This is a genomic window from Collinsella sp. MSK.8.10 (assembly GCF_019041915.1).
GTDB lineage: Bacteria > Actinomycetota > Coriobacteriia > Coriobacteriales > Coriobacteriaceae > Collinsella.
This window is the reverse complement of the sequence record NZ_JAHPYF010000005.1, coordinates 90,010-104,918: the sequence shown is the minus strand read 5'-3', so window position 1 is coordinate 104,918 and position 14,909 is coordinate 90,010. Positions and strand designations below refer to the sequence as shown.

Genomic DNA, 14,909 nt, shown 5'->3' with positions numbered 1-14,909 from the left:
GGAGTGTTTGGATTGTCTTTATCCCATCCTTTGCCTCGCGAGTTGACGCGCCCCGTGCATGTGGGCGGTGTGCAGATCGGTGGCGGCGCGCCGGTGGTGGTCCAATCCATGACCTGCACCGATACCGCTGATGCCCAGGCAACGCTTGCGCAAGTGTGCGCGTTGGCGCAGGCTGGCTGCGATATCGTGCGTGTGAGCGTGCCCACCGAGGCCGCGCTTGAGGGTTTCCGCACCATCTGTGCCGAGTCTCCGGTGCCAATCGTTGCCGATATCCACTTTAACCACAAGCTGGCCATTGGCGCTGTGGAGGCCGGTGCCGCCAAGCTCCGCATCAATCCCGGTAATATCGGCGATTGGGCCAAGGTCGATGCCGTGATCGATGCCGCGGGCGCCGCTGGGTGCGCGATTCGCATTGGCGTGAACGCCGGCTCACTCGAGCAGGATATCGCCGAGCGCGACGAGCTTACGCAGCCCGAGAAGCTCGTGATGTCGAGCGAGCGCTTCGTCAAGCACTTTGAGGACCGCGGCTTTACGAACATTGTGCTTTCTGCCAAGGCCCATAGCGTGCAAACGACGCTTGATACCTATCGAGCCCTGTCGCGTGAGATTTCCCACGTTCCGCTTCACCTGGGCGTGACGGAGGCGGGGACCAAGCTCCAGGGCACTATCAAGAGCTCTGTAGGCTTGGGTATCTTGCTTTCCGAAGGCATTGGCGACACCATGCGTGTGTCGCTCACAGCCGATCCGGTTGAGGAGCCGCCGGTCGCCTGGGGAATTTTGCAGTCGCTGGGCCTGCGCCGCCGTGGTCCCGAGATTGTCTCGTGCCCCACGTGCGCCCGCTGCCAGGTTAACCTGATTCCCATCGCCGAGGAGGTCACCGAGCGGCTTAAGAACTATGCCGCGCCGCTTTCGATTGCCGTCATGGGATGTGCCGTTAATGGCCCCGGTGAGGCTTCTGATGCCGACCTGGGCGTTGCCTGCGGACGTGGTCAGGCTCTGCTCTTTTCGCATGGCCAGATCATTGGTAAAGTAGCTGAGGACCAAATTGTCGACGCGCTTATGGCAGAGGTCGACAAGCTTATTGAGGAGAAATAAATGACCCGAGCAATGTATATGTCTAAGCTCTATGCGCCGACGCTTAAAGAGGATCCGGCGGACGCTGAGCTCGCCAGTCACCGCCTGCTGCTCCGTGCCGGCATGATCCGCAAGGAGGCCGCCGGCCTGTATTCCTACCTGCCGCTTGCTTGGCGCTCGATCCGTAAGATCGAGAATATCGTGCGCGACGAGATGGACGCTGCCGGCGCCCAGGAGCTTATGATGCCTATCATGGTCGACGCCGAGTTGTGGCGCGAGTCCGGCCGCATCGACGCCTATGGCAAGGAGCTTGTGCGCTTTGACGACCGTCATGGTCGCGAGTTCGTCCTGGGCCCCACGCACGAGGAGACCGTCACGGCCCTGGTGCGCAACGAGCTGCGCTCCTACAAGCAGCTGCCCGTCAACCTGTACCACATTCAGGACAAGTTCCGCGACGAGTTCCGCCCCCGCTTTGGCCTGATGCGCGGTCGCGAGTTCATCATGAAGGACGCCTACAGCTTCTCCGCCACGCAGGAGAGCCTGCAGGAGGAGTATGACAAGATGAAGCAGGCCTACGCTAACATCTGCGAGCGCTGCTATATCAAGGCCCTGCCCGTTGTTGCCGACTCCGGTGAGATCGGTGGCGATACCTCCGTCGAGTACATGGCGCTGGCCGATGCTGGCGAGGCTTCGCTCGTCTATTGCGATGACTGCGGTTTTGCCGCCGATGACGAGGCTGCAAGCACCAAGGTCGTCGTGACCGAGGGTCCTGGCGACGGTACGCTTACCAAGGTCGAGACTCCGGGCATGGGCACCATTGAGGCAGTTGCTAAGTTCTTTGGGTTCCCCGAGAACGGCACGCGCAAGTCGCTGGCACTCATCGACGCCGAGGGCAAGCCGGTCGTGGCCATTGTTCCGGGCGACCACGAGCTCAACGATTGCAAAGCCGAGCATGTCTTTGGCAAGGGCTATCGCATGATGACCGACGAGGAGCTCCAGACTTATGGTCTGCATAAGGGCTTTATCGGACCGGTTAACCTGCCCGAGGGCATTCGTCTGGTGTGCGACGAGAGCCTGCGTGAGTCCAAGCAGTGGGCCTGCGGCGCCAACGAGGTCGACTATCACTTTACCGGTGCCTGCCCCGAGCGCGACTTTACCGTCGACGAGTGGGCCGACCTGGTCACCGTCGTTGCCGGCGATCCCTGCCCGCACTGCGGCAAGCCGCTCTCCGCAGCCCGCGGCATCGAGGTCTCCCAGGTCTTCCAGCTGGGCACCAAGTATTCCGAGGCCATGGGTGCCACCTTTATGGACGAGGACGGCAAGGAGAAGCCGCTCATCATGGGCTGCTACGGCGTTGGTGTGTCCCGCTCGCTCGCTGCCATCGTGGAGCAGCACAACGACGAGCACGGTATCGTCTGGCCGGTCTCCGTTGCCCCGTACGAGGTCGCGGTGATTCCGCTCGATCCCAAGAAGGAGGAGTGCGCTACCGTCTGCGAGCAGATCGTTGATGGCCTGTGCGCCGAGGGTATCGAGGTTGTCGTCGACGACCGCGACGAGCGTCCTGGCTTTAAGTTTGCCGACAACGACCTTATGGGCTTCCCGTATCAGGTCGTTCTGGGTAAGCGTGGCCTTAAGAATGGCACCGTTGAGCTCAAGGACCGTGCCACGGGTGAGCGCGAGGATGTGGCGATCGACGAGGTCGTCGCCAAGGTCGCCGAGCTTGTGAAGGCAGCACGCCGTTAATCGACGATTTCGCTTGTAGTTCGATATACGGGACGGCCCCGCATTTCTCCAGATCGGGGAGATGCGGGGCCGTCCTTTTATCTTGTGGCATCCTCGATATCTAAAAGGAAAACCCCACAGCCCATGCGAGCTGCGGGGTTTTCCTTGTGCCTCCGATGCGAAATAAATCGCTCAGATATTACTGATAATCGACGACGTCGATCCAGTTCTTCAGGAACTCATCGTTCACGTTGCGCTTACGAGCGAGCTCGGAAGCGGCGACGATGCTCGTCCACTGACGCACGACCTGCATGGGCATGTCGGCGCGGTCGCAGTAGAGCTCCAGGTAGGCCTCGGCCTGGTCCTTGCTGTTGAGAGCAAAGAGCAGGTAGGTGGTGGCAACGTCGGCAGCAGGGGAGCCCTGGGTGGCGTGTGCCCAGTCGCACACATAGAGCTGGCCGTCGTCGCCGACGATGACGTTGGAGGGGTTGAAGTCGCCGTGGCAGACCTTGAACTCCTTGGTCATGCCGTCCAGACGCTCCTGAAGGTTGTAGCGCGTGGTGGCATTGAGCTGATCAAGGCTGTCGATCATGCGGGCGTACTTGTCGCGCTGACGGTTGAGCAGCGGGGAGGTGTAGCCGTGGATCTCGATCTGGAGGTCGACGAACATCTCGAGGTACTCACCAAAGCGCTGGGGCTCGGCAGTCATCTTCTCGGCAAGGGTGGTGCCCGGAACCTTCTCGGTCACGAGCGCCCAGCCGTTGGCGTTCTCGAGCTGGGAAACCTCGAGCGCCTTGGGGCTGCGGATGCCGCACTCATTGATGCGGGCAAGATTCAAAGCCTCGTTGAACACGTCGGAGACAGGCTTGGTCTCGTTAAAGACCTTGACAATCTTGTCGCCCAGGTCGTAAACGACCTTGTTGCCACGGCGGACGAGCTCGGTCTTGGAATCGGGTAGCAGCATGGTTGCATCCTTTCAACGATGCGATAGAAGCGACGGCGGGGGTGTGTGAAACACCCGTGCACCCCCGCCGTTAAAAACCGTGCTAAAACTAGCAGACGGCGTAATCCTGGGGCTCGCGGCCGTAGTAGGCGTCCAGGTAGAGCTCCTTGATCTCGCTCATGAGCGGGTAGCGCGGGTTGGCGCCGGTGCACTGGTCGTTGAATGCCTGCTCGGTCATCTCGTCGAGGGTGTCGAGGAAGTACTTCTCGTCGACACCGTAGTCGGCAATGGTCTTCTTGACGCCGATGAAGTCGCAGAGCTCGGTGAGCTTGGTGATGAAGTTCTCGAAGACCTCACGGTCGTCCTTGCCGTCGATACCGCAGTAACGAGCCATCTCGGCGTAGTTGTGCAGCGCGTTGGGGTAAGGATACTGAGAGAAGGTTCCCATCTTGACAGGAGCCTCGGCGGCGTTGTAACGCATGACGCGGGTCAGGATGACTGCGTTTGCGAGGCCGTGGGGCAGATGGTGGAAAGCGCCGAGCTTGTGGGCCATGGAGTGGTTGAGGCCCAGGAAGGCGTTACCGAATGCCATACCGGCCATGCAGGATGCGTTGTGCATCTCCTCGCGAGCGTGCGGATCCTTGGCACCGTTGGTGAAGGAGCTCGGGAGGTTCTCGAAGACGAGCTTTGCGGCGCGCTCGGAGAGGCCCTTGGTGTAATCGGAAGCCATGATGGAGACGTAGGACTCGATGGCGTGGGTCATGACGTCAATACCGGAAGCTGCGGTGAGGCCCTTCGGGGCGGTCATGCAGTTGTCAGCGTCGACGATTGCCATCTTCGGGAGCAGCGCGTAGTCGGCGAGCGGCCACTTGATGCCGGTCTCCTTGTCGGTGATGATGGCGAACGGCGTGCACTCGGAGCCAGTGCCCGAAGAGGTCGGGACGGCGACGAAGTAAGCCTTCTTGCCCATCTCGGGGAAGGTGAAGATACGCTTGCGGATGTCCATGAAGTCCATGGCCATGTCCTCGAAGTTCGCCTCGGGGTGCTCGTACATCATCCACATGATCTTGCCGGCGTCCATTGCGGAGCCGCCGCCGACGGCGATGATGACATCCGGCTCAAAGAGAGCCATCTGCTTGGCGCCGCGACGTGCGCACTGCAGGGAGGGATCGGGCTCAACGTCGTAGAAGCAGTCGTGAGCGATGCCCATCTCATCGAGCTTGGCCTCGATGGCACGCGTGTTGCCATTCTTGAAGAGGAACTGGTCGGTAACGATGAAGGCGCGCTTCTTGCCCATTACGGTGCCGAGCTCGTCGAGTGCGACGGGCGTGCAGCCCTTCTTGAAGTAGACCTTCTCGGGTGCGCGGAACCACAGCATGTTCTCGCGGCGCTCTGCCACGGTCTTGACGTTGATCAAGTGCTTCACCCCAACGTTCTCGGAGACGGAGTTGCCACCCCAGGAGCCGCAGCCCAGGGTTAGAGACGGCTTCATGCCGAAGTTGTAGAGGTCACCGATGCCGCCGTGCGAGGACGGGGTGTTGATGACGATGCGGCAGGCCTTCATGACGTGCTGGAACTTAGCGATCTTCTCGCTCTGTGCCGGGTGCACGTAGAGAGAGGCGGTGTGGCCCGGGCCACCTGCGAGGACGAGGTGCTCTGCCTTGTCAACGGCCTCCTGGAAGTCCTTGGCGTGGTACATGGCCAGGACCGGGGAGAGCTTCTCGTGGGAGAACTCTTCCTTCTCGGGATCGGTGGAGGTGACCTCGGCGATCAGGATCTTGGTCTTGGCGGGAACCTCGATGCCGGCGAGCTCGGCGATCTTGGCGGCAGCCATGCCGGGGATGCGGTGATCGAGAGCGCCGTTCTTGAACATGGCGGCACGCAGGGCCTCCATCTCGGCACCCTGCTTGACGAAGTAGCAGCCGCGCTTCTGGAACTCGGCCTTAACCTGGTCATAGATGGTGTCGATGACGGTCACGGACTGCTCGGAAGCGCAGATCATGCCGTTGTCGAACGTCTTGGAGTGGATGATGGAGTTGACGGCGAGCTTGATGTCCGCGGTATCGTCGATGATGACCGGGGTGTTGCCGGCGCCGACGCCGAGTGCGGGCTTACCGGAGGAGTAAGCAGCCTTGACCATGCCCGGGCCACCGGTTGCGAGAATGATGTCGACGTCGCGCATGACCATGTTGGTCAGCTCGATGGACGGCTTGTCGACCCAGCCGATGATGCCCTCAGGAGCACCGGCCTTGACAGCTGCGTCGAGAACGAGCTTGGCGGCGGCGATGGTGCACTTGGCGGCTGCCGGGTGCGGGGAGATGATGATGGCGTTACGGGTCTTCAGGCAGATGAGCGTCTTGAAGATGGCCGTGGAGGTCGGGTTGGTGGTCGGGATGACAGCGCCAACGATACCGATCGGCTCGGCGACCTTGGTGATGCCGTAAGCGTCGTCGCGCTCGATGACACCGCAGGTCTTGGTGTTCTTGTAAGCGTTGTAGATGTACTCAGCGGCGTAGTGGTTCTTGATGACCTTGTCCTCAAGAACGCCGCGGCCGGTCTCCTCGATGGCGAGCTTGGCCAAAGGAATACGAGCCTTGTTGGCGGCCATAGCAGCCTCGTAGAAGATCTTGTCTACCTGCTCCTGAGTGTACTCAGCGAATTTAGCCTGGGCCTCACGCATAGATTTGAGTTTGGCCTCAAGCGCCTCCACGTTGTCCACGATGGCGGGAGTAGTGTTTTCCGGTGACTTTTTCACCATTTGTGTCTCCTTGCGATCGGAGATTTACCCTACGCCTTGCATGATAGCAAGAAATTATTCGGCGAACGGTAAGATTCCCGTAAAAGGCACACTAAAACGCTTCAATAAAATGAACCGCTTTAACTAAAACTATCTGTCTGCTGCATCGCCCCGCTCATTGGGGACAGACGTACATGAGTGCTTTCACTCATGTTGGGACAGACATCGATTTGCCATTTTGCCGTTCTGGGCCTGTTTTTGCCGCTCATTGGATATAAATAGGTCACAGGCTCAGCATTTCGCGTTCCTTCTCTCCTTTTAGGTGTTGCCTGTTCAGTTTTTGAAAGGAGAGATTATGCCCCGATGCGTCCGCGCCGTTTCGCTCACTGGCTATTACCACGTCTTTGACCGTGGTAACTCTAAACAGATTATTTTTGAAGATGACTCTGACCGATATCGTTTCTTATTGGACATCTCGGACAGGTTCGCGCGCCATAATGTGGCGGTGTTGGCTTGGTGCCTTATGGACAATCACTTCCATTTGATGGTTGATGACCCATTTGACAATCTTTCAAAGGCAATGCAGTGTGCGCTGACGGCGTATGCCAAGTATTTCAATGGGAAAACGGGGAGAACGGGGCATCTCTTTGATAATCGCTATTCGCGGATCGCTGTTGAGTCGGACACGCAAGCGGTGCAACTGCTCGACTATATCCATCTCAATCCCGTGAAAGGTGCGCTCGACTCACTCGAGGCGTACCGCTGGTCAAGCTACAAGGCATATGAGCTGGGCTATGATCCCTTTGACATCTGTGATGCGGCCCCTATGCTCGATATTGTCGGAGGCTCCCGTTGCTATTGCGAGCATCTCAAGGAAGTTGCCGGGCGCATCTGGTCAGTGGAGGTTCTTCCACGCCGGCGGATCCCCGATGAGGAGGTCCTTTCCATTGCGCGCGAAGTGCTTCCGAGCATAGATCCTGCGATGCTCAAGGCCCTGCCACGCCCCGATCGCGATGCCTGTCTGCTGAGGCTCAGGCGGGCGCATCTCACGGTCAAGCAAATTGCCCGTATCACCGGCATCGGCGCCACAAGCGTGACCAAGGCCACTGTAGGCTAGAGGGAGGCTGCGTGAGGCTGGGCAGGACCTGATCATGGCGCCGCATGCGTACGTCATGTCTGTCCCCAATGCGTGAAAGCACTCATGTAAGTCTGTCCCCGATGAGTGTAAGTCTGTCCCAAATGAGTGCAAAAAGGCGCCCTCCGTAGGGGAGAGCGCCTTTGGTAAGTTCTATATGAACGCGAGGTCTTTGACCCGGAGAGTCCGAGGTACTTGTTGGTAAGACCTTATTTAGGAGCGCGCAACCTTGCCGGACTTGAGGCAGGTGGAGCAAACGTTCATCTTGCGACGGTGACCATCGACGACGACGTAGACGCGCTGGATGTTGGGGCGGAACTTACGGTTGGTGACGCGGTGAGAGTGGCTGATGGAGCGACCGGCAACGGGGTGCTTACCGCAAACTTCGCAAACTTTGGACATAACTGACCCTCCTTGGGCGACAAACGAACATGTCGCGTTAACAAACAAGCCTGAACTATAGCACAGAAGCAGCTCCCTGTGCGTAATCTACACAGAGATATTCCTCTTTTGGCGATAGTGCTCACGCCACGGCCCTGGACGTAGATCCGATTTGCGTGCAGCAGAGGGGATTATGCCAGCTCGTGCGCGCGTTTTCAAGCTCGTCCCACAAATATATATAGGTTTATGGAGCATTGGGCTCCGTTTACGGATTGCTCTGTATTTATGCTCGCAATTAAGCTCGAGGTTGGCTACACTATCCCTTGACCATTAAAGGGGTACGAGATACCCACATGGAATTACATTGCTGCCAAAGAGCAGCCCTTCCTGTGGGTGTCTGGTCCGCTTTGAGCGGTCGGGCATCTATTTTTTTGACTGTGTCAGCAGTCAAGACATGTGAGGAAGGAGATCGATGGGCACGACTTCCCCCAAGGCGGTCATCATGGACGAGACCGCCGTCAACCGAGCGATGACCCGCATCGCGCACGAGATTCTCGAGCGCAACGAGGGCTGTGAAGACCTCGCTCTGGTCGGCATCGTCACGCGCGGCGACCTTCTGGCAAAGAAGCTCGCCGAGGAGATCAAGGAGATCGAGGGCGTCGACGTTCCGCTCGGCAGCCTGGACATCAGCTTCTACCGCGATGACTATGCGACCAATTTCGCTCCCGCGATCCACGCTACCAACATTCCCTTCAGCGTCGACGGCAAGCGCGTCGTGCTGGTGGACGACATCCTGTATACGGGCCGTACCATCCGCGCCGCTCTCGACGCCGTTATGGACCTGGGCCGTCCGAGCCGCATTGAGCTGGCAGTCCTCGTTGACCGCGGCCACCGCGAGCTCCCCATCTCGCCGGACTTTGTCGGCAAGAACGTTCCCTCGTCGCATGAGGAGAACGTGCACCTATATATGAAGGAAGTCGACGGCCACACCGCCGTCGAGATTAACGACGTCGCGCCGGGTTCCCACGTGGGCTCCGCGCCGCTGGGAGGTGAGTAGTACCGTGGCGTTCAACCATAAGCACCTGATCGACATTACCGAGTACTCCGAAGAGGATATCAAGCTCATCCTCGAGACCGCCAAGGCGTTCTCCGAGGTCAACGAGCGTGCCATCAAGAAGGTCCCCACGCTCAAGGGCAAGACCATCGTCAACATGTTCAACGAGCCCTCGACGCGCACCCGCAGCTCCTTCGAGCTCGCCGAGAAGCGTCTTTCGGCCGACAGCCTCAACTTTGGCGGCTCTTCGACCTCTACGGTCAAGGGCGAGAGCCTCGTCGACACCGTCGAGACCCTCAACGCCTATAAGATCGACTGCATCGTCGTGCGTGATAAGCACGCCGGCGCGCCCTACATCGTCACGCAGAACTCGCCCGCGAGCGTCATCTGCGCCGGTGACGGCAAGCACAACCACCCCACGCAGGCTCTGCTCGACCTGTATACCATCTGGGAGCACAAGGGTGACTTCCACGGTCTGAAGGTCGCCGTCGTCGGCGACATCTCCCACTCCCGCGTTTGCGGCTCGCTGATCCCCGCGTTGAAGATCATGGGCTGCGAGACCTACGCCGTCGCCCCCGGCACGCTGCTGCCGCCGGCGCCCGAGGTTCTGGGCTGCGACCACGTGACGAGCGACCTCGATTCCGTCCTGCCCGAGCTGGACGTCGTCTACATGCTGCGCGTGCAGCAGGAGCGCCTCGAGGGTGCCCCGTTCCCGACCATTCGTGAGTACCACAAGCTCTTCGGTCTGACCAAGGACCGCGAGAAGCTCATGAAGCCCGATGCGATTATCTGCCACCCGGGCCCCATCAACCGCGGCGTCGAGTTCGACTCCTATATGGCCGACCACCCGCAACGCTCCGTCATCCTGGAGCAGGTCTACGCCGGTATCTGCGTGCGTATGGCTATCCTGTATCTGCTGCTTGGAGGTGCCGATAATGGCCTTGCTTCTTAAGAATGCCCACGTCGTCGACCCGTCCGTCGAGCTTGACGGTGTCGTTGACGTCCTGATTGACGGCGACAAGATCGCCGAGGTCGGCGAGAATCTCGCCGTCGAGGGAGCCGAGGTTCGCGACCTTTCCGGCAAGTACCTCGTCCCCGGCCTGGTGGATATGCACGTTCACCTTCGCGAGCCCGGCTACGAGGTCAAAGAGGACATCGAGAGCGGCACCCGCGCAGCTGCAAAGGGCGGCTTTACTGGCGTGTGCTCCATGCCCAACACCGATCCCGTTACCGATAACGGTACCGTCGTGGAGTTCGTTAAGTCCCGTGCTGCCGAGGTCGGTCACTGCCGCGTCTATCCGTCGGGCGCTATGACCCGCGGTCTTAAGGGCGAGGCCATGTCCGAGATGGGCGATATGGTCGCCCACGGCGCCGTCGCCTTCACCGACGACGGTCGCGGCGTGCAGGGCGCGGGTATGCTCCGTCGTTGCATGGACTACGGCAAGATGTTCGGCAAGGTCTTTATGAGCCACTGCCAGGACGAGGACCTGGTCGGCCATGGCCAGATCAACGAGGGCAAGGTCTCGACCCGTCTGGCTCTCGAGGGCTGGCCGGCTGCCGGCGAGGAGCTCCAGATCGCTCGCGACATCGAGATCGCCAAGCTGACCGGTGCCAAGCTGCACATCCAGCACATCTCCACCGCCCATGGCCTGGAGATCGTGCGTGCCGGTAAGGCCGCTGGCGTTCAGGTTACCTGCGAGGCCACCCCGCACCACATGTTCCTGACCGAGAACGACCTGGACGAGACCTACAACACTTCGCTCAAGGTCAACCCGCCGCTGCGTACCGAGGAGGATGCCGAGGCCATCCGTCAGGGCGTCATCGACGGCACCGTCGACGTTATCGTCACCGATCACGCTCCCCACACCCCGTGGGAGAAGGCCCGCGAGTTCGAGCTTGCGCCCTTTGGCATGATCGGCCTCGAGACCTCGCTGTCGCTCGTACTCACCGAGCTGGTCAACACGGGCAAGATGAGCATGGGCCGTATGGTCGAGCTCATGGCCATCAAGCCGCGTGAGATCCTGGGCCTCGACCAGGTTCAGGTCAAGGCGGGCTCCGTTGCCGACCTGACCGTGTTCGACGCGTCCGCCACCTGGACGGTTGGCGAGGACGGTTACGAGTCGCGCGCCGAGAACTCCGGTTTCGCCGGCCGAACGCTTACCGGTCGTGCCACCGATGTGTTTGTCGGCGGTAAGCAGACGCTCGCCGGCGGCTGCATCTGCTAGCATAGCCTTATCGCTTTTGTGCGCGGTGCCCTTGCGGTGCCGCGCTTTCTGTTCGTTTTGACCATGCAACCGCATGGGGGATTGGAGCGTCTATGCCCACACCTTCCACTGCACGCATGCACGACTTCGAGGTCGTCTCGAACCAGGAGATCGCCGATGGCATCTTCTCGCTCGTCATCTCGGCCCCCAAGCTTGCAAGTGCGCTCAAGCCCGGTCAGTTTGTGAACATCGCCGTACCCGGCGATGCGTCCTCGCTGCTTCGCGTGCCCCTGAGCTACTACCGCGCCGACGCCGAGGCCGGCACCGTCGAGCTGTGGTACGCCGTCGTGGGCGACGATACCCGTCGTTTGTCCCAGATGGGCCCTGGCTCCACCTCTAACCTGCTGGGCCCCGGTGGCCGTGGCTGGATGGTACCCGAGGGCACCAGGAAGGCCCTGCTCGTCGCCGGTGGCATCGGTGTTCCGCCCGTGCTGTGCCTTGCCGACAAGCTTGCCGAGCAGGGTGTGGCCGTCGACGTGTGCCTGGGCTTTGGCACCGCGTCCAAGGCCGTGGGTGTCGATGAGTTCCGCGCGCTGGGCGCCACGGTCAACGTTTGCACCGACGACGGCTCGCTCGGCACGCACGGTTTTTGCACCGACCCGGCAGCCGAGCTGCTCGGCGAGGGCGGCTACGACTACGTAGCCAGCTGCGGTCCCGCCGTCATGATGAAGAAAGTCGCCGCCGCTGCCGCTGAGGCCAGTGTGTACTGTGAGGTGTCGCTCGAGCGCATGATGAGCTGTGGCTTTGGCGCCTGCAACACCTGCAATGTCGAGACGGTTGACGGTATGAAGGGCGCCTGCATGTGCGGCCCCGTGTTCGATGCTTCCAAGGTGGTGGTCTTCTAGTGGGTACCGTGAACATGGCCGTCGATTTCGGCGGCGTCAAGATGCAGAACCCCATCAACACCGCAGCCGGTACCTTTGGCTACGGTTGGCAGTTCCAGAACTTCTTTGATGTTTCCCAGCTGGGCGCCATCACCACCAAGGGTTGCGCAGCCGAGCCCTGGCCCGGCAATCCCGCGCCCCGCATGGCCGAGATCCCCGGCGGTATGATCAACTCCGTGGGCCTTCAGAACCCCGGCGTGGCCGCCTTTGCCCGCGAGTCCGGCCCGTGGCTCGAGCAACTGTCCAAGGACGGTTGCCAGGTCATCTGTCAGGTTGCCGGCCACTCCGTTGACGAGTTTGTGCGCGCGCTCGAGATGTATGTCGAGCTATGCCCCTGGGCTGCCGGCTACGAGATCAACGTGAGCTGCCCCAACATCGCCGCCGGCGGTGCCGCCATGGGCTCTACGCCCGAGGGCGCCTCTTCCGTTATGGCTGCCTGCCGCAAGGTGACCGATAAGCCGCTGTTCGTGAAGATGGCGCCGGTCAACGTCGCCGAGATCGCCAAGGCCCTCGAAGCCGCCGGCGCCGACGGCCTTTCGGTCATTAACTCCATCCAGGGCATGGCCATCGACGTCCATACCCGCAAGTCCCGCGTGGCAAAGCCCAAGGGCGGCCTTTCGGGCCCGCTGTGCCACCACATCGCCGTGCGCATGGTCTGGGAGGTCGCCCAGGCCGTCGATATCCCCATCAACGGTGTCGGCGGTGTCATGACCGGCGAGGATGCGGCCGAGTTTATCCTGGCCGGTGCCACCTGCGTGTCGGTTGGCATGGCCAACTTCGTCGATCCGTGCGCTTCGCTCAAGATCGCGCATGAGCTCGAGGCCTGGGCCGAGTCCCAGGGCGTAAAGGACATCAACGAGCTGGTAGGTGCTTTCGAATGCTAGAGACCGATGCCCGCGACCGCGTAATCGTCGCCCTCGACTGCGATCGTGAGCGTGCGCTCGAGCTCGCCCACGAGCTTTCGGGCCATGCCGCCTGGCTTAAGGTTGGTATGACGCTCTATTACGCTGAGGGCCCCGAGATCGTCAAGACCTTTAAGGACCTGGGCTTTAAGGTCTTCCTTGACCTTAAGTTCCATGATATTCCGCATCAGGTTCGCGGTGCCGCCCGTTCGGCCTCGCTTGCCGGTGCCGACCTGCTCTCGGTTCACGGCTTGGGTTCGGGCGCCATGCTCGCTGCCTGCCGCGAGGGTGCCGAGGAGGCGCGCGAGGACCGCGCCAAGCTCGTCGCCATCACCGTGCTCACGAGCATGAATCAGGATGCCTTGAGCGAGATCGGCGTCGAGTCGCCCGTGGCCGAGGAGGCCGCCCGCCTGGCAAAGCTCGCTCAGGCCAACGGCATCGATGGCATTGTGTGCTCGCCGATGGAAGCTCACGACATGCGTGAGCTGCTGGGCCCTGATGCCCTGATCGTGACTCCGGGTGTGCGTCCGGTGGGTGCCGCCCTTGGTGACCAGTCCCGCGTGGCGACGCCTTCCCAGGCTATCGAGCGCGGTGCGAGCCACATTGTGGTGGGCCGTCCCATCACCGGCGCCGACGATCCGGTTGCCGCCTTTGACGCCATCGTCGCCGAGCTGGTCGAAAACGTCGCCTAAAAGATTCCCCTAAGTCACCACTTTTGGGTCTCATTAGCACAAAATAGCCCCTGTGCCTGCGTAAACTTTCCCATCCTTTGTGTGGAATCGCAGGTCAGGGGCTTAACTTTGGGCGCAGTATATTGCACTTTTTGCGGGTATCGTCTAACCTATGGAGCCGCGATTGGGCATTTTGTACGTTCTACGTGCTAAAATGCCAATTATTGAATCAGATATAACCCAACTATTTGGAGGTACGAATGGCACTCCCTCAGCTTACCGATGAGCAGCGTAAGCAGGCTCTTGAGAAGGCTGCTGCCGCACGTCACGCCCGCGCTGAGCTTCGCGAGCAGATCAAGAAGGGCGAGAAGTCCCTCGAGTCCGTGCTCAACTCCGATGACCCCATCGCTTCCCGCATGAAGGTTTCCACCCTCATCGAGTCTCTTCCTGGTTATGGCAAGGCCAAGGCCGCCAAGATCATGGAGGAGCTTGGTATCTCCGCTACCCGTCGCGTCCAGGGCCTCGGCGTCCGTCAGCGCGAGCAGCTCCTCGAGCAGCTGACCAAATAAGTGAGCGCTCAGGATTCCAAGCTCTTTGTGATTTCTGGACCGTCAGGCGCAGGGAAGGGTACGCTCGTCACTCGTGTGCGCGAGCGCCGCTCGAACCTGGGCCTGACGGTTTCGGCTACCACGCGAGCACCACGCAAAGGTGAGGTCGACGGCGTCAACTACTTTTTTCTGACGCGCGAGGAGTTCGACCGCCGCGTGGCAAACGGTGAGTTTGTTGAGTGGGCCGAGGTCCACGGTAACTGCTACGGCACGTTGGTGAGCGAGGTCACATCCAAGCTCGCCTCTGGCGCATCTCTGATTTTGGAGATCGATGTCCAGGGCGCCCTGCAGGTGAAGGAGCGTTTCCCCGAGGCCGTGTTGATCTTTATCAAGCCGCCTTCGCTTGAGGTACTCCGCGAGCGCCTGGTCGGTCGCGGTACCGAGACGCCCGAGACGATTGAGCTGCGTATGGCAAACGCCGCCGATGAGCTTGCCCTTGCCGACCGCTACGACGACGTCGTGGTTAATGACGATCTCGACCGCGCGACCGATGAGCTCGTTCGCGTTCTCGATATGCATGAAAGGATCTGAGGT

General features: G+C 60.7%; 14 protein-coding genes. 11 read left to right on the top strand and 3 right to left on the bottom strand.

Annotated features, from left to right (window positions below):
* The first annotated feature begins 12 nt into the window (after nucleotides 1-12).
* Nucleotides 13-1,095, top strand: a complete 1,083-nt coding sequence (gene ispG / locus KTF55_RS06800; RefSeq protein ID WP_217108147.1) for a flavodoxin-dependent (E)-4-hydroxy-3-methylbut-2-enyl-diphosphate synthase — start codon at nucleotides 13-15, stop codon at nucleotides 1,093-1,095.
* On the top strand, nucleotides 1,096-2,817 hold the full coding sequence (locus KTF55_RS06795) for a proline--tRNA ligase (RefSeq protein WP_226790617.1): 1,722 nt from the start codon (nucleotides 1,096-1,098) through the stop codon (nucleotides 2,815-2,817).
* 178 nt (nucleotides 2,818-2,995) lie between these two features.
* On the opposite strand, the gene KTF55_RS06790 is transcribed toward KTF55_RS06795, so the two are convergent.
* Both KTF55_RS06790 and adhE read right to left on the bottom strand, forming a co-directional pair.
* Nucleotides 2,996-3,760: an aminoglycoside phosphotransferase family protein gene (locus KTF55_RS06790; RefSeq protein ID WP_035138543.1), complete on the bottom strand. Its 765-nt coding sequence runs from the start codon at nucleotides 3,758-3,760 to the stop codon at nucleotides 2,996-2,998.
* Between the two features lie 88 nt (nucleotides 3,761-3,848).
* Complete coding sequence (gene adhE / locus KTF55_RS06785) at nucleotides 3,849-6,497, bottom strand: bifunctional acetaldehyde-CoA/alcohol dehydrogenase (protein ID WP_217108146.1); 2,649 nt, start codon at nucleotides 6,495-6,497, stop codon at nucleotides 3,849-3,851.
* Between the two features lie 334 nt (nucleotides 6,498-6,831).
* On the opposite strand from adhE, the gene KTF55_RS06780 reads away from it, so the two are divergent.
* Nucleotides 6,832-7,593, top strand: coding sequence for a transposase (locus tag KTF55_RS06780; protein ID WP_217108145.1), 762 nt, complete (start codon nucleotides 6,832-6,834; stop codon nucleotides 7,591-7,593).
* A 231-nt stretch (nucleotides 7,594-7,824) separates the two neighbouring features.
* Here the strand turns inward: KTF55_RS06780 and rpmB are convergent, their stop codons facing one another.
* Complete coding sequence (rpmB, locus tag KTF55_RS06775; RefSeq protein WP_022094725.1) at nucleotides 7,825-8,013, bottom strand: 50S ribosomal protein L28; 189 nt, start codon at nucleotides 8,011-8,013, stop codon at nucleotides 7,825-7,827.
* A 451-nt stretch (nucleotides 8,014-8,464) separates the two neighbouring features.
* Here rpmB and pyrR point away from each other — a divergent pair, with 451 nt between their 5' ends.
* From pyrR to gmk, 8 genes are all read left to right on the top strand, one after another.
* The gene (gene pyrR / locus KTF55_RS06770; protein WP_006236123.1) at nucleotides 8,465-9,049 is read left to right on the top strand and encodes a bifunctional pyr operon transcriptional regulator/uracil phosphoribosyltransferase PyrR; all 585 of its coding nucleotides are present in this window, start codon (nucleotides 8,465-8,467) and stop codon (nucleotides 9,047-9,049) included.
* Nucleotides 9,050-9,053: 4 nt separating this feature from the next.
* Nucleotides 9,054-9,998 carry an aspartate carbamoyltransferase catalytic subunit gene (locus KTF55_RS06765; RefSeq protein ID WP_055285144.1) on the top strand — a complete coding sequence of 315 codons (945 nt, stop codon included), beginning with the start codon at nucleotides 9,054-9,056 and terminating at the stop codon, nucleotides 9,996-9,998.
* Nucleotides 9,982-11,271, top strand: a complete 1,290-nt coding sequence (locus KTF55_RS06760) for a dihydroorotase (protein ID WP_217108144.1) — start codon at nucleotides 9,982-9,984, stop codon at nucleotides 11,269-11,271. The genes KTF55_RS06765 and KTF55_RS06760 overlap by 17 nt, the downstream gene beginning before the upstream one ends.
* A gap of 116 nt (nucleotides 11,272-11,387) precedes the next feature.
* Nucleotides 11,388-12,155, top strand: coding sequence for a dihydroorotate dehydrogenase electron transfer subunit (locus KTF55_RS06755; protein WP_035138534.1), 768 nt, complete (start codon nucleotides 11,388-11,390; stop codon nucleotides 12,153-12,155).
* A gap of 14 nt (nucleotides 12,156-12,169) precedes the next feature.
* Nucleotides 12,170-13,078: a dihydroorotate dehydrogenase gene (locus tag KTF55_RS06750; protein ID WP_006236128.1), complete on the top strand. Its 909-nt coding sequence runs from the start codon at nucleotides 12,170-12,172 to the stop codon at nucleotides 13,076-13,078.
* Nucleotides 13,072-13,788 (top strand): orotidine-5'-phosphate decarboxylase, encoded by a 717-nt coding sequence (gene pyrF / locus KTF55_RS06745; protein ID WP_035138533.1) that lies wholly within the window; start codon nucleotides 13,072-13,074, stop codon nucleotides 13,786-13,788. The genes KTF55_RS06750 and pyrF overlap by 7 nt, the downstream gene beginning before the upstream one ends.
* Nucleotides 13,789-14,027: 239 nt before the next feature.
* Entirely contained in the window at nucleotides 14,028-14,336 is a 309-nt protein-coding gene (mihF, locus tag KTF55_RS06740) for an integration host factor, actinobacterial type (protein WP_006236130.1), read from the top strand.
* Nucleotides 14,337-14,906 carry a guanylate kinase gene (gmk, locus tag KTF55_RS06735; RefSeq protein ID WP_006236131.1) on the top strand — a complete coding sequence of 190 codons (570 nt, stop codon included), beginning with the start codon at nucleotides 14,337-14,339 and terminating at the stop codon, nucleotides 14,904-14,906.
* Nucleotides 14,907-14,909 lie beyond the last annotated feature (3 nt).